Consider the following 21,351-nt stretch of genomic DNA (forward strand, 5'->3'; position numbering starts at 1 on the left):
CACTGGAGTTATCAGAGTAAATGCCTTGTGCGATGTACTGCTGGGTCAGGCCGGCGACGATCGAAGCGGCGGCCGGAGTGAGTTGGATAGCGGTGAGGGTGGCATCAGAAATCATCAACCTTCTCTCTCCCATGATGTTATCGAGAGAGGCACTGATCACTACTGCACCGGGGGTTCTGGCTGTAACTATTCCAGTTGATGTAACTGAGGCGTTGGAGTTTGAAGTGCTCCATAGCACCCCATCGGTCATGATAGTTGTTGTGTTATCTGTATAAGTAATTACTGCTTGGTACTGGGCGACAAGCCCTATGGGTAGCTGCTCTTGGCTGATCCCGTGAGCTAACTTACTTTGCGGTTCAATGTGAATTTCTTTGATGATTTTTTGTGGGGGAGAAGTATCGGACTCAGCCCCACCGCCACACGACGTAACTAACATCGATATTAACAACATAGTTAGTATTTTGTAAAAAAATATATTGAATGAAGTATTGTTCATGATGCTACACATATAGAAAAAGGTAGTTCACTATATACTATTCGGGTTGGTCAGATCTATCGCCATATAAAAAACCTTATACCAATATAAGCGCCATTTGTCGTGACACTGGTCTGGGTGCTATGCTAATTGTAAAAAAGATTTTTCATAAATTCATAGGCTTAAAACCCTGGCGGGATCCAAATATGGAAAATAGATAGAGGACAGTAGAAAGTGAAACCGCAAACGTAAGAAAAAGTGAGGAAGCGAAAAGCGAAGAAAAAGCAGAGCGGCGCACCGGTAGAAGGATCATCCGAGTTAGAAGGCGTCTGCCAAAAAGAGGGAATAAACTGAAGGAGGATATAGGGGATTTGTGCCGGTTGGCGTGTTTTGTATGTACGATTATATTTTTTATTTTTTTTGGTTATGTTTTTGGTTATCTTTGTGCTTTTTCATTTTCGTTAATTTCTGACCATGTGTTTTCTGGTTGTTGTGGTTCACTATGGTGAGTATGTTTGATCTGTTGTGCGTTGTTTTTGTTAGCTTGCTTTCATTTTTAGTCTTTGTTGTATCGTTTTATTATACTTGATGTGAACATTTATCTTGTTGGGAGGGGGCATGACTGACTTGAGAATAGTGGCGCGTAGCGTTGGAGTGGATGTTCGGTCTTGCAGGATGAATGGTATTGAACGCTTAGAGTCATTGAACTCGAAACGGAAAGAGTTTTTTAATAGATCCATTATCAATGCCTTTCATCCCGTTCTTCAAACAATTACCCCTGCAGCTATGTTAATGCGGGTAAGTAGTTCTTTAGACGAGGTTAGAATAAAAAGACATGATTATGATGTTAGATTGCTTGAGGTTTACTATCGACCGAAAGGTAATTTGTTGACAACAGCGTTCTATAATTCATGTGATTCCATCTCATTAATAGAGTTAACGCTCCTGCAGCTCAGTGATGCTCTTTTAAGAGCATTGCATGAGAAGGCTACAGCTATTTTCTTTAAAGTAGAATCAAGGGTGTTATATGCTCTTGAAGAGTCACTTATACATTTTTCATCTATTTTTAATACCCATGGGATCTCCTTGTATATTGAGATCGGTGGTCGAGTATTTATCTCTAATAATGTTTCAATACACACACTAACCAGATTGTGCGAAAACAACGTAAATTTAGTGATTGAGAATTTTTTATGGCGTGGAGGAGATTGGCGAGAGCGTTATATTTCGAGTGGGATTTTTAAATGTGTGAAATTCGACACTCCACCACAGTCAAAGGATGAAGTTAATAAATTCAAGGATGTGCTATTTTATTTAAAAGAAAAACACGAAATTGACACTATAGTTAGCCGGGTTGAAACGAAAAAACAAAGTGAGATAGTTCTTTCTACAGGATGTTGGGCAGTACAGGGCTTCTATTATGCGAGGCCAAAAATTGAAAAATTAATAAATCTGGAGGCGTTATGATGTGGACGCTGCTCGAGCAATTAGCATTGAGTAAGGTCAATATTTATGGTTTGTTGACGCTCCTGCTTATAATAATGAATGCAACCGTACTTTTTTTTGTATTCTTCTGTCTATAAACGATAGCTTAAGGAGGATGGTTCTAGGTGTTGATGTCCACATCATCCAGCGTTAGTATTGCCCAAAGATGGCCAGAGTCCCCGTGACCCTGGCCTTTTTCGTTTCTGGCCCGCCTCGTGCGGGCTTTGTCGTTTCTGGAGGGGCGATGCATGGGGAAAGAAGAAGAGCTCGCGACGGCTGCTGCTGCTGCGGGTGTGGCAAAGAGCGCGCCACCGGTGGTTGTATCTGGCATGACGCTGGCCGGGTACTCGCTCAATGACTGGGTGCTGGCTGCAACGTTGATGTGGATAGCGGTTCAGATGGGCTGGTTCATCTGGTCGAATATCATCAAGCCGCGCCGCCAGCAGGGAGGTGCAGAGTGAGCAAGGTCCGCATCGCAATCGCAGCACTCACGCTGAGCGCCGCCGGCTTTGTGGGGATCCTGAATCGGGAGGGGTACGAGCCAGTGGCTTATCCCGACCCGGTACATGGCACCAAACTCCCTTCCATCGGATTTGGGAGCACTGAAGGGGTCAAGATGGGCGACACCATCGCGCCTGTTGCCGCGGTGAACAGGAGCTTGCGGGAGGTACGGGTATTCGAGGACTCCCTCAAGGCCTGCATCAAGGTGCCACTTCACCAGTATGAGTTCGACGCCTATGTCGAGCTCTCCCACAACATCGGCCCCGGCGCCTTCTGCCGCTCCACCATCGTGAAGCGCCTGAACGCTGGTGACTACCCAGGGGCCTGTGAGGCGATCCTGCTGTTCAAGCGTGCCGGCAATCAGGACTGCTCGGCGCCAGGGAACCGGGTATGCCCCGGGCTCTGGAAAGACCGGCTGCGCCTCAATACGAAGTGCAAGGGGGCATGATGGGGATGACTCCGCAGGGCAAGGCTGTGCCGTTTCTGGCCGGCGCCTTGGTGATAGTCGCCCTGGCAGGCGGTGGGGTGGCGCTCTATCGCTCCGGTCATGCTGCTGGGGAGGAGGGGGAGCGCAAGACTTGGCTGGCGAAGTGGAATGAAGAGGCTACCCGCCTCGCTACTGCCAGGGCCAAGGCCGAGCAGAAGGCCCGGGAAGAGGAGCTGCGCCGTCAGTCTGAAATCGATGAGGTGAGAGACTATGCACAAGAAGAAATCGCCCAAGCACAAGCTGATGCCACTGCTGCTGGCCTTGAGTCTGGCCGGCTGCGCGAGCAAGCCCGCCGCCTGGCAGCCCGAGCAAGTCAGTGCGCCAGCAATCCCGGCGTTGCCCAAGGAAGCCCGGCAGCCGAACAGCCTGCCGTGGTGCTCGCCGACCTGCTCAGCCGGGCTGACGAAAGAGCGGGTGAGCTGGCAGCAGCGTATGACAGAGCTCGAGCATCAGGGCTAGCCTGCGAGCGTGCCTATGACTCTCTGCGCACCGCGACCATGAAACCCCGCCCATAACGGCGGGGTTTGTCTTTCTGGGGAAGGGGAGAAGGTGATGCAGATGAACTGGAGCAGTGAAGTGATAAACGGTATCGACGTGACTGGGGTGATCGTCAGCGTAGAGCACTACGACGGAGGCGAGGCCCTGGTTGTTCTTTCCTCCGGTGTTTCCGTTGTGGTTCCAGCTACTCACAAGCCGGTACCTGGTGACACCATCGTTGAAGGCGAGTTATCTCTCTAAATGGCAAAGACCGATTGGGCAGAGCTCAATGCAGAATTCCTGCAGGAGCATGAAGCGACCGGCATCAGTGCGAAAGACTGGTGTGACAGCCGCGGCCTGAACTACAACTCGGCGCGTCGCTATTTGAAATCTCGGGGGCAATCCCCTGCGCAACCCGATAAATCTCGCGTAGCTGCGCAAACTGCGCAGTCCGAAGTGCGCAAAACTGCGCAATCTGCGCAACGTGCGCAAGCCAAGGGGAATGAAGGCAAGACGAAAGGGGGAGAGCGAAGAGGGGGAAGGTCATCCTCATCCACTCACACCCAAGCTGACTCAGGCCAGAACGCGAATACAAACGGCCGTGATAGCAGCGGTCGCTTTACTGAGGGCAACCCAGGCAACCCTAACCCTGTCACGCAGTGGAAGCCCGGCGACCGACCGGCCCTGACCCACGGCGGCTATGCCAAGTTCCTCGACTCCCCAGAGCTGTTCAACGAAGCCCGCGAACTGCAACTGCGCGACGAGCTGGACTTCACCCGGGCACGAGTCATCTCTGTCACTGGGTTGCTCAAGGGGCTGCAGCAGGACCTGGTCACTGCCAGCGAGATGGCCGACCGCATTGCGCTCTACGACAAGATCCTGAAAGCCGAGCAGGCCCTCGACCGCAACATTCAGCGTATCGAGTCCATCGAGCGGACCCTGAGTGCCCTGATGGTAGATGCCGTCAGCGTGCCCAAAATTGAGGAAGATACTCGCCGCATCCAAGCTGCCACTCGCAAGCTGACGGCCGAAGCCGATAGGCTGGAGAAGGATGGCGGTAGTGAGTCCACCCCGGTCAGCGGGATGATGGCTGAGTTACAGGGCATGGGAACTGGGGGGCTGATGTCGTGATAAAATCATATAGGGTTTGAGGATTGGGGAAGGCGATGAAGTTTTATAGCGGAGATGGCGATGGTGGATATACCTTAATCGCTGATGAGCCTGTGCCCGGTTATATCATGGAAGAGTTGGTGCGTGGGTTGATGATCTACTACGAGCTTCCTCCCTGTCCTAGCTTGGGCCGAGGCTATGTCAGTGCAGAGTCTCGTTCCAACATAAATACTATTGTTATTCATCGCGAGTTTGTTGAGCTTCAACCATTTTACGAAAAGAGCCGCTGTACAGGGGCCTTGATAAGTAATACAGAAGATGCCAATAGGTTTATCGAATATATCAAGCATTGTGCTGCCGCTAGTGCAGAGGCTAAACAGATAGCTGAAACTCTTCGAGCTGATGCCGAAATGCAGGTCAGGCTCGATGCCATGAGCCAGCTGGCGGCAATATTTCCAGATTACGACCCTAACAGTAAGAATTCTCAGCATCGGCATGAGGACGAGCTGAACAATTTGATCCGTCTAGAGATGCGGCGAAGGTTTGAACCGTAACTACAACGCACGACATCCAACCCACTTCGGTGGGTTTTTTATTACCTGAGATCCGCCCATGACAGAACCCGATATCTCTACCATGAACGAGCAGGAGCAGCTTGCATACATCCGCTCGAAGCTAAGTGATAAATGGTGGAGGATGAGCAACCTCTACAAGGTGGAGAACGAGCAAGGTGAGCTGGTGCAATTCAGGCTGCGCCCGGCACAGGAGCTGCTGTTCAGGACAATGTGGTACCTGAACATCATCCTCAAGGCGCGCCAGCTCGGGTTCTCCACTGCCATAGACATCTACCTGCTTGATGAAGCGCTGTTCAACAAGAACCTCAAGTGCGGGATCATCGCCCAGGATCTGACGGCCGCCGGCGAGATTTACCGCACCAAGATTGAAGTGCCGTTCGATAACTTACCTAAGTGGCTCAAGGCCTGCTTCCCGATAGCCTCTCGCCGCGGCGGTGCTAATGGTGGCTACATTCTGTTCCGCCATGGCTCCAGCATCCAGGTGGCCACATCCTTCCGCTCCGGTACCGTCCAGCGCCTGCATGTCTCCGAGCACGGGAAGATCTGCGCCAAGTACCCCGAGAAGGCCAAAGAGGTGCGCACCGGTACCCTCAACGCCATTCACCCTGGCGCTATCGCCTTTATCGAGAGCACTGCGGAAGGGGTTGGCGGCGACTTCCACGCCATGAGCATGAAGTCGCTGGAGCTCGCTCGGGCGTGTAGCGAGCTGACCCAGCAAGACTGGAAGTTCCACTTCTTCGCCTGGTGGCAAGATCCCAAGTACCGTGCAGATGTCCCTGCCAGTGGCGTGACCATGAGTAAGGAGCAGGCCGAATACTTCGACGCGGTGGAGCAGGCCATGGACTGCTCCATCACCGACGAGCAGCGCCAGTGGTATGTGCTCAAGGAGTTCACCCAGGGCGATGAGATGAAGCAGGAGTTCCCCAGCACGCCGCTGGAAGCTTTCCTCACCTCCGGCCGCCGAGTGTTCGCCCCAAGCATGACCATGCGCGCCGAAGGCGACTGCCGGCCCCCTGAGCTGGTCTACGACATGGATCCCGTCACCGGCAAGCGTGAGCGGGTGAATGGTCCCGAGACGCTGGATGAGCGGGGTCAGCGTAGCCTGGCCAACCTGCTGCTGGTGTGGGAGCTCCCAGACCAGGAGGAGGACTACGCGATCGGCGTGGACATCTCCGAGGGACTGGAGCACGGCGACCGAAGTTCATTTGATGTGGTGAAACGCAGCAACGGCGAGCAGGTGGCGCACTGGTTCGGGCACCTGGACCCGGGCCTGCTGGCGCAGCTGGTCGCTCATGTGGGGCGCTGGTATGGATCCGAGGAATATGGCCCTGCCTTCGTCGGCCCTGAGCGCAACAACCACGGCCACGCCTTCCTGCTGCGCCTGCGCGACATCTACCCGACTCGGCGCATCTACTCACAGGAGTATATCGACCGGGAAAGCGACGACGAGACAGACCGCTTGGGCTGGCTGACAACGGCTCAGAGTAAGCCCATTGTCGTGGATGGGCTCAAGACCCTGCTGCGAGCTGGTCAGTCCGGGATCCGCTGGATCGGTACCGTCCACGAAGCATCCAGCTATGTCTATGACAAGAAAGGCCGGATGAACGCCCAGGATGGCTGCTTTGATGATCAGCTGATGAGCTACATGATTTCCCAAGAGATGCGGGCACGCATGCCGGCGCGCATCGTCCGAGACAACACACCCCGCCAACAAAAGCACTGGATGGCCCACTGATGAACGACACTCCGACCAAGGCGCCCGCAAAGGGGCGTCTCGATACCACGCGCCTGCTCGCCCTGATGAGCGACATCCAGGGGCAGCCCGACTGGCGCACCTTCGCCAATCTCTGTTGTGCCTATTACGACGGGGACCAGCTACCGCCAAACGTGGTCAAGGTGCTTAAGGACCGTGGCCAGCCGACCACGATCCACAACCTGATCGCCCCGACTATCGACGGTGTGCTGGGGATGGAAGCTAAGACCCGAACCGACCTGATGGTCGTCGCTGATGACATCGAGGAGGAGTACGAGCTCCTGGCCGAGGCGGTGAACTCGGAGTTTGCCGACATGGCCCGGCTCGGCGGTTGTGATCGTGCTTGTGGCGAGGCCTATGCCAGCCAGATCAAGACGGGCATCGGTTGGGTGGAGGTGCGCCGCAATCCTGACCCGTTCGGTCCACGCTTCCGGTTTAGCTTCGTCCACCGGGACGAGGTGTTCTGGGACTGGCACCACCGGGAGTTGGATCTTTCCGATAGCCGCTGGCTGATGCGCCGCCGCTGGCTTGACCTCGATGAGGCATACACCATGTTCCCCAGCAAGGCCGAGGTGCTGCGCTGTAGTGTCGGTGAGACTTGGAACGGGGTGGTGAGCGTTGCCTCCATTGAGGGGATGGATGCCAGCACCCAGAACGCTTTTGATGAGTGGCAGCAGTTCGATGCCCGCCAGGTGGAGTGGTGCAGTACCGACCGCAAGCGCCTGTTGCTGCAGGTGGTCTACTACCGCACCTACACCATGCGCCGCGTGCTGCTGCTCGAGTCTGGGCGAGCCATCGAGTTCGATGAGTCCAACGAGCTTCACCTCGCCGCCGTTTCGCTGGGCCGCGGGGTCGTGGAGCGCCAGCCGGTGGCAACTATCCGTGAGGCCTGGTTCGCAGGCCCCCATGCCCTGGTCGATCGCCCCTGCAGCGCTCCGCACAACATGTACCCCTTGGTGCCGTTCTGGGGGTACCGCAAGGACCGCAGTCGTGAGCCCTATGGCCTGATTGCCCGGGCCATCCCAGCCCAGGATGAGGTGAACCTGCGCCGTATCAAGCTCACCTGGCTGCTGCAGGCCAAGCGGGTGATCATGGACAAGGACGCCACCAACATGAGCCGCGACCAGGTGATGGAGGAGGTGGAGCGCGCCGATGGGCTGATCGAACTGAACCCGGACCGCAAGAACAAGCAGACCATCGCGGACGTGTTCAAGGTGGAGCAGGACTTCCAGGTGGCGGCACAACAATTCCAGGTGATGCAGGACAGCGTGAAGCTGATCCAGGACACCATGGGGGTCTATGCCGCCTATCTGGGGCAGGGGGAGACTGGGCAATCTGGTGTGGCCATCGCCAACCTGGTGGAGCAAGGCGCCACTACACTCTCCGAGATCAACGACAACTACCGGTTTGGCCGGCAGCTGGTCGGGCAGCTTGCCCTGGGATATCTCCTCGAGGAGCTCTCGCAGCGTCGAAATGTGAAGGTGACCATCAACCGGGAAGACAAGGGGCGCCGCAAGGCCGTCATGCTCAACGTGCCAGAAGGGGAGATGCTGACTAACGATGTGACCCGGCTACGTGCCCATATCGCTCTGGCCCCGATTCAGCAGACTCCGGCCTACAAGCAGCAGCTGGCTGAGCGGATGATGGAAGCTATGACCCGCTTGCCGCCCCAGGCTCAAGCAGCCTGCTTCGATATGCTGGTCGAGCTCATGGATGTGCCCAACAAGCACGAGTTTGCCGAGCGGGTGCGCAATGCCCTGGGGATCGCTAAACCGGCCGACCAGATGACGCCGGAGGAGCAGCAGGCAGCCCAGCAGCAGGCGCAGATGCAGCAAGCTCAGCAGGAGCTGGCGATGCGGGAGGCCGAGGCCAAGGTCGCAGAGATCGAGGCGAGGGCCGCCAAATGGCAGACAGAGGCCCAGCGCCTGCAGAAGCAAATCGACTCCATGCGCTTCGATGACGCTCTCAAGCAGGCCAATACGGGCAAGGTGCTGCAGGAGATGGAGCTCATGCAGCAAGAGGGGGAGCAGATCTCCGCCGAGCGTGCTGCGCTGCAGGCCCAGCTTGCTGAGACGATCCAAGCTCAGATTGACGAGATCGCGCTCTAAGGCTGTTGCATTCACCACCTGCCAGCGTTAGGATTTCCCCAACATGGCCCAGTCTCTCGAGATTGGGCTTTTTCGTTTCCAGACCCGGCCACTGCGCCGGGTTTTGTGTTTAGTACCGTTGATGATTGAGCCCGCCCTGTGCGGGCTTTGTCATTTCTGCCCCAGCCGGAGAGGGTTTTTCCGAGAGCCTTCCCCCGCTTGGGCAGCGATACCACCCGCAAACACCACGAGGATAACTATGGACCCCATCGATTTTGACAACCTCACCGGTACCGAATCACTGGAGGAGCTTGAGGCCGCGCTGAATGCGCTGGAGGATGGTGGCGACACCGAGAAACCGAAGCAGGACGAACAGGCCACCCACATCGACGAAAAGGGCGAACAGACCGCGCCGCCGGCGGCCGAGGTGCAGGGCAAGACCACCCAGGACGACACCCAGGAAGAAGGGCAGGCGGGCGCCAAAGTCATCCTGTCCAAAGATGGTAAGCACCAGATCCCCTACGACGTGCTGGAGTCTGAGCGGGCGCAGCGGCAGGCACTCGCCGCCGAGAATGCGCAACTCAAGGCCGAAGCCGGCGAACGGGAGCGACTGCAGGCTCTGCTGGAAAAGCACGGGATCAAGCCCGACGCTGACCCGGATGCGCTCGACGTTAAGGAGATTGAGCAACTGGCCCAGGACTATCCCGAGATCGGGAAGGTGCTGACCGGTATTGCCAGCCGCCTGAACAAGCTCGCGCAACCGGCACCCCAGCAGCCCACCCAGTCGCAGGCTCCCTCTGTCCCGAACGATGTTCAGACTGCGCTGCAGGCGGTACCTGAACTTGCAACGTGGATGGAGAAGGACCAGGACCGCGCCACCTTTGCCGTCAGTGTCGATGAGCGCCTCAAAGAGGATCCCGCGTGGAAGGATAAACCCCTGACGGAGCGCTTTGCGGAAGTGGCCAAGCGCACCAAGGCCGCCTTTGGTGACCCGGTAGAGCAGCAGGCCCCGCCTGCCGAGAAGCTGGCACCCCAGAAGAAGGTCGAGGAGCGCGACCATATTCCGCAAAGCCCGTCAGACCTCGGCCAGTCCGTACAGCACGAGAGCAAACTCGAGAAGTACGGCGGCATGAGCCAAGAGCAGCTGATGGCTGAGATGTCCAACATGTCCGCTGCCCAGATCGAAGCCCTGCTTGCAGAGCACGACCTGTAAACCAGCCAAACCCATTCCGACCCCGGCCCAGTGCCGGGGTTTTGTTTTGTAGGAGAGGATCATGACCCAAGTCACCCAGGCGCAAGCCAATAAAATCCTGCAGGTGGCCCTCTTTACTGAGGCCAACCGCACCCACTCCCTGGTCAATATGCTGACCGAGGAGGCGCCCAAGGGCGTCAAAATCAACGGCGGCAAGCAGACCAGCCATGGTGCTCCCGTTGTCCGTATCACCGACCTGAGCAAGCAGGCCGGTACCGAAGTGGACATGCAGATCTTCCATCAACTGTCTGGCCGCCCGACCATGGGCGACAAGAAGATCGCCGGTCGCCTGGAGAACCTCTCACAGGCGGACTTCGGTCTGACCATCAACCAGACCCGTCACGGTGTGGATGCCGGCGGCAAGATGAGCCAGAAGCGTACCAAGCACGACCTGCGTCAGATCGCTCGTACCATGTTGGCTGATGGCTACTACGGTCGCCTGACCGACCAGCGTGGCATGATCCAGCTGGCCGGCGCCCGAGGCGACTACATGGCCACCGACATCATCGTACCGTTGGGGGAAGATCCCGAGTTCGGCGAGATCATGGTCAACAAGGTGACGGCTCCGACCTACGAGCGCCACTTCTTCGGCGGGGATGCCACTTCCTTCGAGGCGATCGACGCGGCTGACCGTTTCAACCTGGGCTGTGTGGACAACATGGCACTGTTCCTGGCCGAAATGGCCAACCCGATCCAGCCCATCCGCTTCGGCTCCGACCCGAACACTGGTGACCCCCTGTACCTGCTCTATGTCACCCCGCGCCAGTGGCATGACTTCTACACCTCGAGCTCCGGCAAAGACTGGCAGGCGATGCTGCAGGGGGCGATCACTCGCAGCAAGGGCTGGAGTCACCCGTTGTTCCAGGGCGACAGTGCCATGTGGCGCAACATCCTGGTCAAGCAGTACCCCGGGATGCCGATCCGCTTCAACCAAGGCAGCACCGTCAAGGTGTGTGCGGCCAACTCCGCAACCGGCGTGGAGGCGGACAAGACCGCGGGCACCACCATCGACCGTGCCATCCTGCTGGGCGGCCAGGCGCTGGCCAATGCCTTTGGCTCCGGTGTGGAAGGCGGTTCCTTCAACATGCACGAGGAGAAGGCGGACCACGACAACGGTACCGAGCTCTCCATCAGCTGGATCTCCGGTCTGCAGAAGATCCGCTTCAAGCAGAAGAACGGCAACGTGCAGGACCACGGCTGTATGGTGCTGGACACCGCTGTGAGCCCGATCGCTCGCTAATCCTGGGCTGCCCCGACCCGGGGCGCCTTTACTCAGACTGACAAGAGGACCATTCAATGGCCAAACTGACCCTGGTTAAGACCCTGCGCCGTTGGTTCAACGGCACTTTCGGCAATCTCTCCATCTCTCCGACCCTGGTGGCAAAACTGGCCGCCGTGCCGGCCGGTGATGTGGTGGTGTTTGGCGATCCGGTGGAGCCGAACATCAAGGTGGTGGGGGTCTCGCTCACCTCCGCGGCGCTCGGTGCCAGTACCACCCTCACGGTGAAGGTGGGGGAGATCACCATCATCAATGCCCAAAACACCGCGGCGGCAGTGAACAGCTACATCCCGGTGGATGATTTGATGACCCAGGAGGGGCAGGAGATCAGCCTGACGGTGGGCGGCGGCGCTGCCACGGGTACCGTCAAGGTCAAACTGCACTACGAGATGGTGGGTAACCTCTAAGGTTTCCGCCCCCTGCGAGCCCGGCCCTGTGCCGGGCTTTTCTTTTCCCTGACTGGAGAAATAACCGTGAGCGACAAGATCGCAATCGCCTATATCGGCGACAAACCGATGAAGAAGGACACAGTGACCGGTTCCCGCATGGTGTTCCCGCGCCACACCCCAGTGGATGTGGAGAGCCACATCGCCATGCAACTGCTGGAGTTCCCGACCGTCTGGCGTAAGGCCGACGAGCTGGAAGGTGTGCTGGCCCATCAATCTGAGCTCGAGGCCGCAGCAGCCGAAGCGGCCCGCCGGGCAGAGGACGAAGCCGCCCGCCTTGCTGCTGAGCAGAGCATGGTGGTCGAGCACCTCAGCCTGGATCTGGCCAAGATGACCTCCGCGCAGCTCGCTACCGTGGCCGAGAAGTACGAGCTTCACATCAAGCAGGAAACCGGTGAGCGGGTCGATGACTTCCGCACCCGTGTTCGCGATGCCCTGCGTGCTCAGAAGGAGTCCGCGTAATGGTGCCGGTGTTGGACAGCCGTTTGGTCAGTCCTGACTCCCTGATCCCGCTGGTTCGCCAGCGGGTTCTCCATCTACCGCAAACGGAAGGTGCTGACGCGCTCATACGCAGCTACCTCGTCGAAGCGGCCATCGTGTTCTGTAAAGAAAGCGCGTTGATACATCTGGAACGCCAATTTGACAGCGTCCTTGAGGGGCAAACTGTCAGCTTTGCGATGGCCAGCAGTATCAATCGAGGTGCTAGGCAGTATGTGAGAGAGCCACAGGTGACCGGGTCGGTGCTTCATCGCATCACTGCAGACGGCATCATTCTGACGCCTGGAAGGCACTATCACGCTCAGTCTGCTGAGTCTATCCGCTTCCTTGAGTCGCTGAGCAACGTTTGCATTGTGGGGGCTATTGAGCCTTTACCGACTGCAACACTCATTCCTTCCGCACTGGTTGAGGACTACGCGCATGAGCTGGCGTGTGGGGCGGCCTATCTCCTGCAGCAGCTTCCGGCCAAGCCGTGGACAAACCATGAGCTGGCTCAGATTAACCGCGGCACATTCTATGGCGGGATCCGCGCGGCATACCGATTTCGCATAGAGCAAACCGAGAGTGCAAGGGTTCATAACCCAGTTCGAAAACGAAATTTCTTCTGATCTGAGGTGAGTCATGCTGGTCAGTGAATTATTGAATAGAGCATCGATTGAGTTGACGGATACGCAGCGGATCTACTGGGGGCTGGATGATTTGCTCTCCTACTACAACAGCGCCATATCCGCGATCGCCAGCGCCAGGCCTGACATCTTCATTAAGACGCAGTCCTTTGCGTGCGCCGCCGGTACTCGCCAGACAGCCCCCACAGGGACCATCAAACTAATCGACGTGGAGCGCAACTCGCTGACCGGCAAAACGATCCGTTATGTGTCTCGCGCCGATCTGGAGAGTCTTATCCCGAGCTGGGCTAGTAGTACCGGTGGAGTAGAGGCGGAGCTTTACATCCACGAGCCAACCAATATCACCGCCTTCTGGCTGTACCCCGGCGTGAAGGCGGGAGCGAGTGTCGATCTGGTGCTCAGTATTCTCCCGATCCCAGTTACGAAAAGTGAGGTCGGATCGGGTGCGGATGTCCAAGTCGATGACCGATACATTACTCCCTGTCTGGACTGGATTATGTATCGGGCGTTTATGCGTGATTCGGAGGTCACGGCCAATGCATCAAGAGGGCAGATCCACCTTCAATCCTTCACGAATGCGTTGGCAATCAGCACCGAAACTGACGCCACTATGCTAGCGATGCGTGACAGCCAGGCCAGCACTAAAGGGGGGCGTCAATGATCCAGATCCATGGTGTGATCACTGACCCTGCTGGCAAGCCGGTACCGAGGGCACTCATTGAGTTGCGGGCCCTCAGTTCCACCAGTGAGGTGTTGATGGGGTCGGCAATGACCTTCAAATGTGAGCAGGATGGGGGATATCGATTCCAGCTGGCGGCCGGCACCTACGATGTCTATGCCCAGAACGACCTGTGTGGGGACATGGATTACATGGGGACCGGGGTGGTGGCGGCTCAAAGTACCGATGGCCCCCTGAACAGCATCCTGGTCGATAGCGGTATCAACCTGACGCCCCCTCTGCTTGATCGAGCGGTAGAGGCCATGCAGCGGTCAGAAGCAGCGGCAGAAGCCACTGCCGAAGATCGGCTGCAGACCGGCAATGATGTGGTGACTGCGGAGCAGGCAATGCAGGTCGCGACTGAGCAGGCTGCGGCGGCATCCACATCGGCTGCTACGGCAGGCAGTCAAGCGGGTGATGCGGCGACCAGCGCGGGGGATGCTGCAGGGTCTGCGAGCAGAGCCCAGAAGTGGGCGGATAACCCGGTTGATGTGGCGGTGGTCCCTGGCAAGCATTCTGCTTTGCATCATGCGACCAAGGCGAGTGCCTCGGCATCGGAATCTGCAACAAGCGCAACGGCGGCCGCGGCCAGTGCTAGTACCGCATCAGCCAAGGCGACCAGTGCGAGTACCAGCGCCACCACGGCGACGGCCAAGGCCAGTGAGGCTGCCGCCAGTGCGAGCACGGCTGCCACCCATGCGAGTGCTGCTAACAGTTCCAAAGTCGCGGCGGCTACCTCCGCCACCAATGCCGGTACCCACGCCAGTAATGCTGAGAAGGCAGCCCAGGCGGCAGAGGGGGTGAAGGTGGTGACGCTGGATAACGCGGCTAGGGTCGGCACGCTGGCGGAGCAAGTCACGGCTGACCGGACCCAAGTACAGGAGAAAACCTCCCAGGTTGCGGCAAATGCGGTGACAGTCGCCGGGCAGGCCAAAGAAGTCAGCACCAACACCGACACCGTCTCACAGGCCAAAACTGCCGTTCAGGGCATGCGGGATGTGGTGGTGGCGAAGACGACCCAGGCACAGGCTGCGGCAGACACGGCGAGCACTAAGGCGAGCCAGGCGGCGCAAGATCAGGCCTCGGCCAATGCCAGCTCCCAGCGCGCCAGTGTGTCAGAGGGGATGGCGGAGGCCTGGGCGCAAAATCCGGAAGGGAGCGATATCAACGGGCGCCCCGGGGAGTTCTCGGCTTTGCATTGGGCGCTGCAGGCTCAGAAGTGGGCGCAGGCCATCACCTCGCAGTTGGTCTGGGCTGGCCCCTGGAATGCCGCCGCGGGGGCGCCAGCTGTGCCGGTGGCGAATCAAGGCGTGCCGTTTTATCGGATCTCTCACCCTGGGGTGATCGCCAGCGTTTCCTATGTGGCGGGTGATTACCTGCACTGGGATCCGGCCACCCGTACCTGGTTCAAGATCGATGGCTCGGACGCGGTGATCTCGGTCAATGGCATGACTGGGGCCGTGGTGCTGAGTGCGGCCGATGTGGGGGCCAGGCCAGCCAGTTGGGTACCAGGATGGGCTGACATCACCAACAAGCCGGTGACCATGCCCCCCTCTGAGCACAGCCACCCGTGGTCGCAGATCTCCAACGTCCCGGTATACGCATCGCGCTGGCCCACCCTTGCAGAGGTGGGGGCCGCCGCCGCGAGCCACACCCATCCCTGGTCGCAGCTGACGGGGATCCCCACCTATGCGACTCGCTGGCCCGCTTGGGGGGAAGTGACAGACAAGCCTGACTTGGCCGCAGCATCCCACCGGCACCCTTGGAACCAGATTGATCAGATCCCGGTCACGGCCTCACGGTGGCCAACTTGGAGCGAGGTCACCGGTAAACCCAGTATCGCCGCCGCGGCACACCGCCACCCCTGGAGTGAGCTGAATGAAGTGCCTGCCACCGCGAGTCGCTGGCCGAGCTACGACGAGGTGACCGATAAGCCTGATTTCGCTGCGGTAGCTCACCGGCATTCGTGGAGCCAGCTCGATCAGGTACCGGTTCAGGCGACCCGCTGGCCAGCGTGGGGAGAAGTGACTGGGAAACCGGGCACAATGCCACCATCTGCACACACTCATGCCTGGGCGGATGTGACGGGAGCACCAGCTCAGGCGACTCGTTGGCCGGCGTGGGGGGAAGTAACGGGTAAGCCGTCCTCGATGCCGCCATCAGCGCATAACCACCCATGGTCCGAGCTGACAGGTGTCCCAACGCAAGCGACCCGCTGGCCTGCATGGGGTGAGGTAACCGATAAACCGGATCTGGCGGCAGTGGACCACTCTCACCTCGGCAGCTTACTCAACCCGATCAGCTTGGCGAAGGAGGACCTGGATACCATCAAGACGCCGGGCCACTACGCCCAGCACGCGAACGCTAATACCTCTGCAGCTCAGCATTATCCAGAGAACTCTGCCGGCAGCCTGATTGTGACCTCTGGTGCTGGCCCCCAGCAGCGTTACCACGTCTACAACTCCAGCCGGGTGTGGACCCGAGCGCAATACAGCACCGGTGCCTGGACTGCTTGGGCAAGGGATTACAACACCTTAAACAAGCCCTCTGCCGCTGACGTAGGTGTGGGCACGGTGATCTTTACCGGCCCAGTTCCTTCGTTTCCCGGGGCCACCATACCGAAAGTCGCGGGCTTGTACGCAATGGCTTATCACAACAACTCAACGCCTTATCAACGGGACACTGTGATGATCTGGTGGGATGGCGGAGCCTCTGGCGCTGACTGCTGGGGGGCCAGTCGTGTGTCTGCACTTGCGGTCTACATCAGCAAGGACGGACAGGTGAATAACACCGCTAATGGCAGTGGCTTCACACTGCTCTCCATCACGAAAGTGTACTAACTAGCCACACCAACAAGGACATGACATGAGCAATCGAGTTACCCGGTACCTCTTTCGCGTGCTGGTCTCCATTGACCAGCTTGGCAACACCCTCCTGGGCGGCCGGCCTGATGAAACCATCTCTGGCAACGTGGGCTACAACGCCAAGCAGGGAAAGCCTTGGGCATTGAGGGCAGAGAAAGCCATCAACTTCATCATGCGCAGTCCGACACACTGCAGGGACAGCATCGAGTATGACGAGCGCAAGATCCCACTTCGCAATGCTTGGTGAGCTTGCTCAGCGCCTGGTGCAGCGTTAGCATAGCCCCATCATGGCCCTGCTCTAACGAGTGGGGCTTTTTCATTTCTAGCCTTAGAGAAACCCCATGCCATTGATCGACATCGTGACTATGCGAGGCATGGTGCCGCGTGTGGCAGACCACCTATTGCCGGACGAGGCGGCCACCCTAGCCCAAGATTGTCATTTTGACCGCGGGGTGGTGGCGCCACTGATGACAGACAAGGTGGCTGGCGTTTCCCTGCCGATCACCCCCAAGACGCTGTTCCACTACTACGGCGCGCACTGGTTTGCCTGGAACAAGCAGGTGGAGGTCATGCGATCGCCCATAGCTCAGGATCAGTACAACCGTGTCTACTTCACCGATGGGGAGTTTCCCAAGCTGACCTACGACGCGATCGCCACTGGGGGCAGCAACAAGCCCACGGCCTGGTATCGGCTGGGGGTGCCGGTGCCGGCCACGCCGCCGAACGTGCAATCCGTCACGCCACCCTCTGGCAGCAAGGATGATGACCCGACGGATGATGAGACCCGTTTCTACGTGGAGACCTACGTGACCGGGCTGGGGGAGGAGGGTGCCCCGGGACCGGCCAGCGGCAAGACGGCGATCCCGATCCCGGGCTCGACGGTGGTTGTGGGCTTGTCTGCGGTCCCGACCAACAACAGCAATATCACTCGGCGGCGGCTCTACCGCTCGGTGTCGGGTGGTGGTCTCGCTGACTATCTGCTGGTTGCCGATCTGCCCATTGCGACGGCCAGCTACAGCGATGCCAGGAAGGATGGGGAGCTGGGGCCGGTACTTGAGACCTACGGCTACAGCATGCCCCCCGACAAGATGCGCGGGATTTGCCTGATGGCCAATGGCATCTGCGCCGGGTTTGTCGGCAATGCGGTCCTGTTTTCCGAGCCCTTCCTGCCCTATGCCTGGCCGGATCAATACAAGCTGACCACAGAGCACGACATTGTGGCGATCGCGGCCATCGACACGGCGCTGGTTGTGGGCACTAAGGGCTACCCCTATCTCTTCCAAGGGGCGTCCCCGTCCTCCATCACTGGTCAGAAGCTCACGCCTACCCCACAGGCTTGTGTCAGCGCTCGCTCCATGGTGGCACTGGATGGGATGGTCTTGTACGCCGCGCCGGATGGACTGGTCGGCGTCGGGGCTGACGGTGGTGTGCTGGTGACTGAGGGGATCATCACTCGGGAGCAGTGGCAGGCTCTGAAACCCGACACGCTGCGAGCCTGGTACAGCGAGGGGCGTTATGTGGCCCAGACCGATAGCCATGGCTTTGTGTTTGACCCCAGATCCGGTGATCTGCGCTGGATTTCGGGGCGCTGGGATGCGGCGGTCGCAGACATGCAGCTCGATGCCCTGATGATTGCCAAAGGTACCCAGCTGCATCAATGGCGTGGCGGCGCTGGTGCCCTGCCAATGTGCTGGCGGTCCAAGGAGTTTGTGCTGCCCCCTGGCGTGCGCCTCAGTTGTGCGCGGGTGATGAGTGAGGCCGTCGAACAAGTTGGCTTTGCGCTGATTGTCGATGGGGTCAGGGTGTTCGAGCTGATGGCGGGTCAGGTCCCGCCGTTCGGATTCCGGTTGCCGCCACTGCGGGGCCAGCGCTGGCAAGTCGAGGTGAGAGGAGCCGCCGTGGTCGAGCGGATTACCCTGGGCGGCAGTATGGCGGAGGTCTGTCTGCAATGAGCAAGAACACCTTCCGAGCCAGCAGCACCCAGCAGGGGCTGACCGAGAACATGCAGATCCTGACCGGCCAGAAAGGGGACCGGCTGGATAAGGCGCTGACCCTGCGCGAGGCCGCCAGCCTGGGGATGCTGAATCTACGGCGTACCGCCGGTGGCGCAGTGGTGCCGGAGCTCCCTCCGGCCAACAACGTCGATCCGGAGTGGAGTGGCGTTCAGCCGCCCCATGCCCCGGTCAACGTCTCGGTCAGTGGCGCATTTCATACCATCGTGCTGACCTGGGACGCCCCGACATACTGGGGGCATGCCTTTGCCGAGGTGTGGCGCTCTGGGGACGACAACCTGAGTCATGCGGTCAGGGTCGGGACGACACTGGCCAACGTCTATGCCGATGCGGTGGGCAAGGAGTTTTCCGCCTTCTACTGGGTGCGGTTCGTCAACAAGAATGCCATGGAAGGCCCCTATCAAGGCACCGAGGGTTTGCATGCTGCAACCAGCAAGGATGTGCAGGACATTCTGGATGAGCTGCAGGGGAAGATTGAAGCGAGTCACCTGGTCCAGTCACTGCTGGAGCCCATACAGCAGGTGCCACAGCTTTCCAACAACCTCAACCAGCTCGGTGCCAGCCTGGATGAGGAGGTGCGGGCGCGCACCAATGCCCAGGAAGCGCTGGCCCAGAAGATCACGCAAGTCACCGCCGGATTCAAAGAGGGGGATACCCAGCTGGCTGGCCAGATCACCACCGAGACGGAGGCCAGGGCTTCGGCAGATGGTGCGCTTGGGAAGCGGATCGACACGGTGACCGCCAAGGCCGGTGAGTTAGGGGCAGCCGTTCAGCAGCAAAGCCAGGCCATCGCGGATCTCGAGGGCGGGGCTCAAGCCATGTGGAGTGCCAAGGCGAGCGCCGGCGAGATAACGGCAGGGATTGGCCTCATCGCCAAGTCTGATGGCACCAGCCAGGTGGCCATCTCAGCGTCCCAGGTCTTTGTGTTTGACCCAAACAGCAGTACGCCGATGGCGCCGCTTTTTGCCATCGACAACGGCCAGGTCGTGATGGCGGAGACCATTATTCGCAAGGCCACCATTCAGATCCTGAACTCCGAGAAGATCACGGCTGACTACATCAAGGCCGGGGTCAGCATCTCGGCGCCCTCTATCTCGGGCGGCTCCTTCGATATGGGCAACGCCTTCATGTCGGGGGGATCCGCTGGTTTTGGCCTGGGCGGGCCTTATAGCGGGTGGGGGAAGGGCTGGTTCACCATCATTTACAGCGACGGCAACCTCTACACCAACCGGCTGACTGCCCAGGGCGGGCGCATCGACAACATGACGATGCGCAACTGCACGATTGAAGAGGATTGTGTGGTGAAAGGGACTATCTACGCAGACCGTATTGTCGGTGATGTGACCACGCTGATTAAGCCCTCTGGCAATTTCAATATCGCGGCGTACAAGCGGGCGAGGAACATGGTTTGCATCCGAGCGATTGCGGGAAGTGCTGTCGTATCCGGGGTGGGGGTGATGGGGGTCACCCTGATTTGCAAGATGAATGGCGTGGAGATCTCACGCGCAACGACTCAGGCCGAATACGCCGTGGGGATTAACCAGATCCGGATGCGAGCCAGTATGCAGGATGCGTTTGTTATCCCCGCCAATACCAATGCCAGCATCACCTTCGAGGTGGCGCCATTCGGTGGCGTGAGCAGCATCTCCGATCGGATCATCGAGGGGAACAGCATATGGCTGATGGGGCTTGTATGAATGAGGTTCTGATTGATCGCATCGCCAGGGACACCCGGGACCCACAACTGCACCACACCTTGAATGACGCCTGCCGCAACAAGCAGGCGTTTTTGTTTGTGCGTGGGGCAGATGGGTTCGTCCTGAAACCGGCGATGGAGGCGGGGGCCTGCGGTGTGGTGGTGTGGGTCGGATGGGGAGGGCAGGGAGCCCCGGTCAGGCACCTGCCAGAGGTAAAACGCCTAGCCAGGATGATTGGTGCTCGCTGGCTGCGGTTCCACTCGACCAGGCGCGGTTGGCTCAAGGTGGCGCCAAAGATGGGATGGGTACGCCAACCCGATGACGACGACGGCATGCTGGTGTTTCAGATCAACCTGTGAGGTGGAGTGATGGGTAAGGGCGGTTCTAACGAGATCAAAGAGACCTCGGCGCAGAAGGCCATGGCGGACATTGCGATGAAGCAATGGGGGATCTACCAGTCGGATCTCAAGCAGTACGAAGACATTTTCATGGACAAGGTGGACAAGTTGAACGGGGAGGAGGCCTTTGACGATGCCGCGGGTACCGCAGCCCTGGGCACGGCCCACAGCTTCGGTGAGGCGCGGGAGGGGCTATCTGATGCCATGGCTGCGTCTGGAGTAGACCCGACGAGCGGCAAATATCAGGACACCATGCACGAGTTAGAAACAGACCAGGCGCTAAGCCAAACCGATACCACCAACCGCACGCAGTCCAGTCAGCAGGACAAGTATGTGGCCGGGCTCAAGGATGTGGTCTCGATGGGACAGGGGCAGAAGGCTGAGGCCCTTGAGGGATATAGCAGCCTGGCCAGCTCCAGCCTCAACAAGGCTGCGAGCGATGCCCAAACGAAGTTCAACAACAAGCAGGCTGTGTTGGGGTTGGTCGGTACTGTTGGTGGCGCTGCAACGGCCTATGGCATGAACAGCGCCGCAGGGGGGACCGCGGCGGGGAAGAAGATCAGCCCGACTGCCAGCGTCCTGCAAAACAAGGGCTACTAAGGGGGTAACCG

22 protein-coding genes are annotated in these 21,351 nt (G+C 58.7%); 21 read left to right on the top strand and 1 reads right to left on the bottom strand.

Going from position 1 to position 21,351, the window contains the following annotated elements; translation table 11 throughout:
• Positions 1 to 496 (bottom strand): hypothetical protein (locus tag BN1137_RS19415; RefSeq protein ID WP_198150680.1); only part of this gene is annotated, 496 nt, incomplete at its 3' end.
• A 597-nt stretch (positions 497 to 1,093) separates the two neighbouring features.
• Here BN1137_RS19415 and BN1137_RS22630 point away from each other — a divergent pair.
• The 21 genes from BN1137_RS22630 (at position 1,094) to BN1137_RS19515 (ending at position 21,340) form a co-directional block, all read left to right on the top strand.
• Entirely contained in the window at positions 1,094 to 1,942 is an 849-nt protein-coding gene (locus tag BN1137_RS22630; RefSeq protein ID WP_198150681.1) for a hypothetical protein, read from the top strand.
• A gap of 266 nt (positions 1,943 to 2,208) precedes the next feature.
• Complete coding sequence (locus BN1137_RS19420) at positions 2,209 to 2,421, top strand: hypothetical protein (RefSeq protein WP_033129930.1); 213 nt, start codon at positions 2,209 to 2,211, stop codon at positions 2,419 to 2,421.
• Entirely contained in the window at positions 2,418 to 2,909 is a 492-nt protein-coding gene (locus BN1137_RS19425; protein ID WP_050720169.1) for a lysozyme, read from the top strand. Before BN1137_RS19420 ends, BN1137_RS19425 begins: the two co-directional genes overlap by 4 nt.
• Complete coding sequence (locus tag BN1137_RS19430; protein ID WP_050720170.1) at positions 2,909 to 3,463, top strand: DUF2514 domain-containing protein; 555 nt, start codon at positions 2,909 to 2,911, stop codon at positions 3,461 to 3,463. The genes BN1137_RS19425 and BN1137_RS19430 overlap by 1 nt, the downstream gene beginning before the upstream one ends.
• Positions 3,464 to 3,506: 43 nt before the next feature.
• The gene (locus tag BN1137_RS19435; protein WP_232306977.1) at positions 3,507 to 3,686 is read left to right on the top strand and encodes a hypothetical protein; all 180 of its coding nucleotides are present in this window, start codon (positions 3,507 to 3,509) and stop codon (positions 3,684 to 3,686) included.
• Positions 3,687 to 4,556, top strand: coding sequence for a hypothetical protein (locus tag BN1137_RS19440; RefSeq protein ID WP_050720172.1), 870 nt, complete (start codon positions 3,687 to 3,689; stop codon positions 4,554 to 4,556).
• A 35-nt stretch (positions 4,557 to 4,591) separates the two neighbouring features.
• Complete coding sequence (locus BN1137_RS19445) at positions 4,592 to 5,089, top strand: hypothetical protein (protein ID WP_050720173.1); 498 nt, start codon at positions 4,592 to 4,594, stop codon at positions 5,087 to 5,089.
• A 142-nt stretch (positions 5,090 to 5,231) separates the two neighbouring features.
• On the top strand, positions 5,232 to 6,845 hold the full coding sequence (locus BN1137_RS19450; protein WP_232306978.1) for a terminase large subunit: 1,614 nt from the start codon (positions 5,232 to 5,234) through the stop codon (positions 6,843 to 6,845).
• A complete protein-coding gene (locus BN1137_RS19455) occupies positions 6,845 to 8,971 on the top strand; it encodes a portal protein (RefSeq protein WP_050720175.1) in 2,127 nt (708 codons plus the stop codon). The genes BN1137_RS19450 and BN1137_RS19455 overlap by 1 nt, the downstream gene beginning before the upstream one ends.
• A 238-nt stretch (positions 8,972 to 9,209) precedes the next feature.
• Positions 9,210 to 10,163 (top strand): hypothetical protein, encoded by a 954-nt coding sequence (locus BN1137_RS19460; RefSeq protein WP_050720176.1) that lies wholly within the window; start codon positions 9,210 to 9,212, stop codon positions 10,161 to 10,163.
• A gap of 61 nt (positions 10,164 to 10,224) precedes the next feature.
• A complete protein-coding gene (locus BN1137_RS19465) occupies positions 10,225 to 11,442 on the top strand; it encodes a phage capsid family protein (RefSeq protein WP_050720177.1) in 1,218 nt (405 codons plus the stop codon).
• A 56-nt stretch (positions 11,443 to 11,498) separates the two neighbouring features.
• Entirely contained in the window at positions 11,499 to 11,888 is a 390-nt protein-coding gene (locus BN1137_RS19470; protein WP_050720178.1) for a hypothetical protein, read from the top strand.
• A gap of 66 nt (positions 11,889 to 11,954) precedes the next feature.
• The gene (locus BN1137_RS19475; protein ID WP_050720179.1) at positions 11,955 to 12,389 is read left to right on the top strand and encodes a hypothetical protein; all 435 of its coding nucleotides are present in this window, start codon (positions 11,955 to 11,957) and stop codon (positions 12,387 to 12,389) included.
• Positions 12,389 to 13,033 (top strand): hypothetical protein, encoded by a 645-nt coding sequence (locus tag BN1137_RS19480; RefSeq protein ID WP_050720180.1) that lies wholly within the window; start codon positions 12,389 to 12,391, stop codon positions 13,031 to 13,033. Before BN1137_RS19475 ends, BN1137_RS19480 begins: the two co-directional genes overlap by 1 nt.
• Positions 13,034 to 13,046: 13 nt before the next feature.
• The gene (locus BN1137_RS19485) at positions 13,047 to 13,712 is read left to right on the top strand and encodes a phage adaptor protein (protein WP_050720181.1); all 666 of its coding nucleotides are present in this window, start codon (positions 13,047 to 13,049) and stop codon (positions 13,710 to 13,712) included.
• A complete protein-coding gene (locus BN1137_RS19490) occupies positions 13,709 to 16,609 on the top strand; it encodes a prophage tail fiber N-terminal domain-containing protein (RefSeq protein WP_050720182.1) in 2,901 nt (966 codons plus the stop codon). Before BN1137_RS19485 ends, BN1137_RS19490 begins: the two co-directional genes overlap by 4 nt.
• Positions 16,610 to 16,634: 25 nt before the next feature.
• Positions 16,635 to 16,880, top strand: coding sequence for a hypothetical protein (locus BN1137_RS19495; RefSeq protein WP_050720183.1), 246 nt, complete (start codon positions 16,635 to 16,637; stop codon positions 16,878 to 16,880).
• 139 nt (positions 16,881 to 17,019) lie between these two features.
• A complete protein-coding gene (locus BN1137_RS19500; protein WP_232306979.1) occupies positions 17,020 to 18,585 on the top strand; it encodes a hypothetical protein in 1,566 nt (521 codons plus the stop codon).
• Positions 18,582 to 20,342 (top strand): phage tail tip fiber protein, encoded by a 1,761-nt coding sequence (locus BN1137_RS19505; protein ID WP_050720185.1) that lies wholly within the window; start codon positions 18,582 to 18,584, stop codon positions 20,340 to 20,342. Before BN1137_RS19500 ends, BN1137_RS19505 begins: the two co-directional genes overlap by 4 nt.
• Positions 20,339 to 20,701 (top strand): hypothetical protein, encoded by a 363-nt coding sequence (locus BN1137_RS19510; RefSeq protein WP_050720186.1) that lies wholly within the window; start codon positions 20,339 to 20,341, stop codon positions 20,699 to 20,701. Before BN1137_RS19505 ends, BN1137_RS19510 begins: the two co-directional genes overlap by 4 nt.
• Before the next feature lie 9 nt (positions 20,702 to 20,710).
• The gene (locus tag BN1137_RS19515) at positions 20,711 to 21,340 is read left to right on the top strand and encodes a hypothetical protein (RefSeq protein ID WP_050720187.1); all 630 of its coding nucleotides are present in this window, start codon (positions 20,711 to 20,713) and stop codon (positions 21,338 to 21,340) included.
• The last annotated feature ends 11 nt before the right edge of the window (positions 21,341 to 21,351 follow it).

The sequence above is a fragment of the Aeromonas tecta genome, assembly GCF_000820185.1.
Taxonomy (GTDB): Bacteria; Pseudomonadota; Gammaproteobacteria; order Enterobacterales; family Aeromonadaceae; genus Aeromonas; species Aeromonas tecta.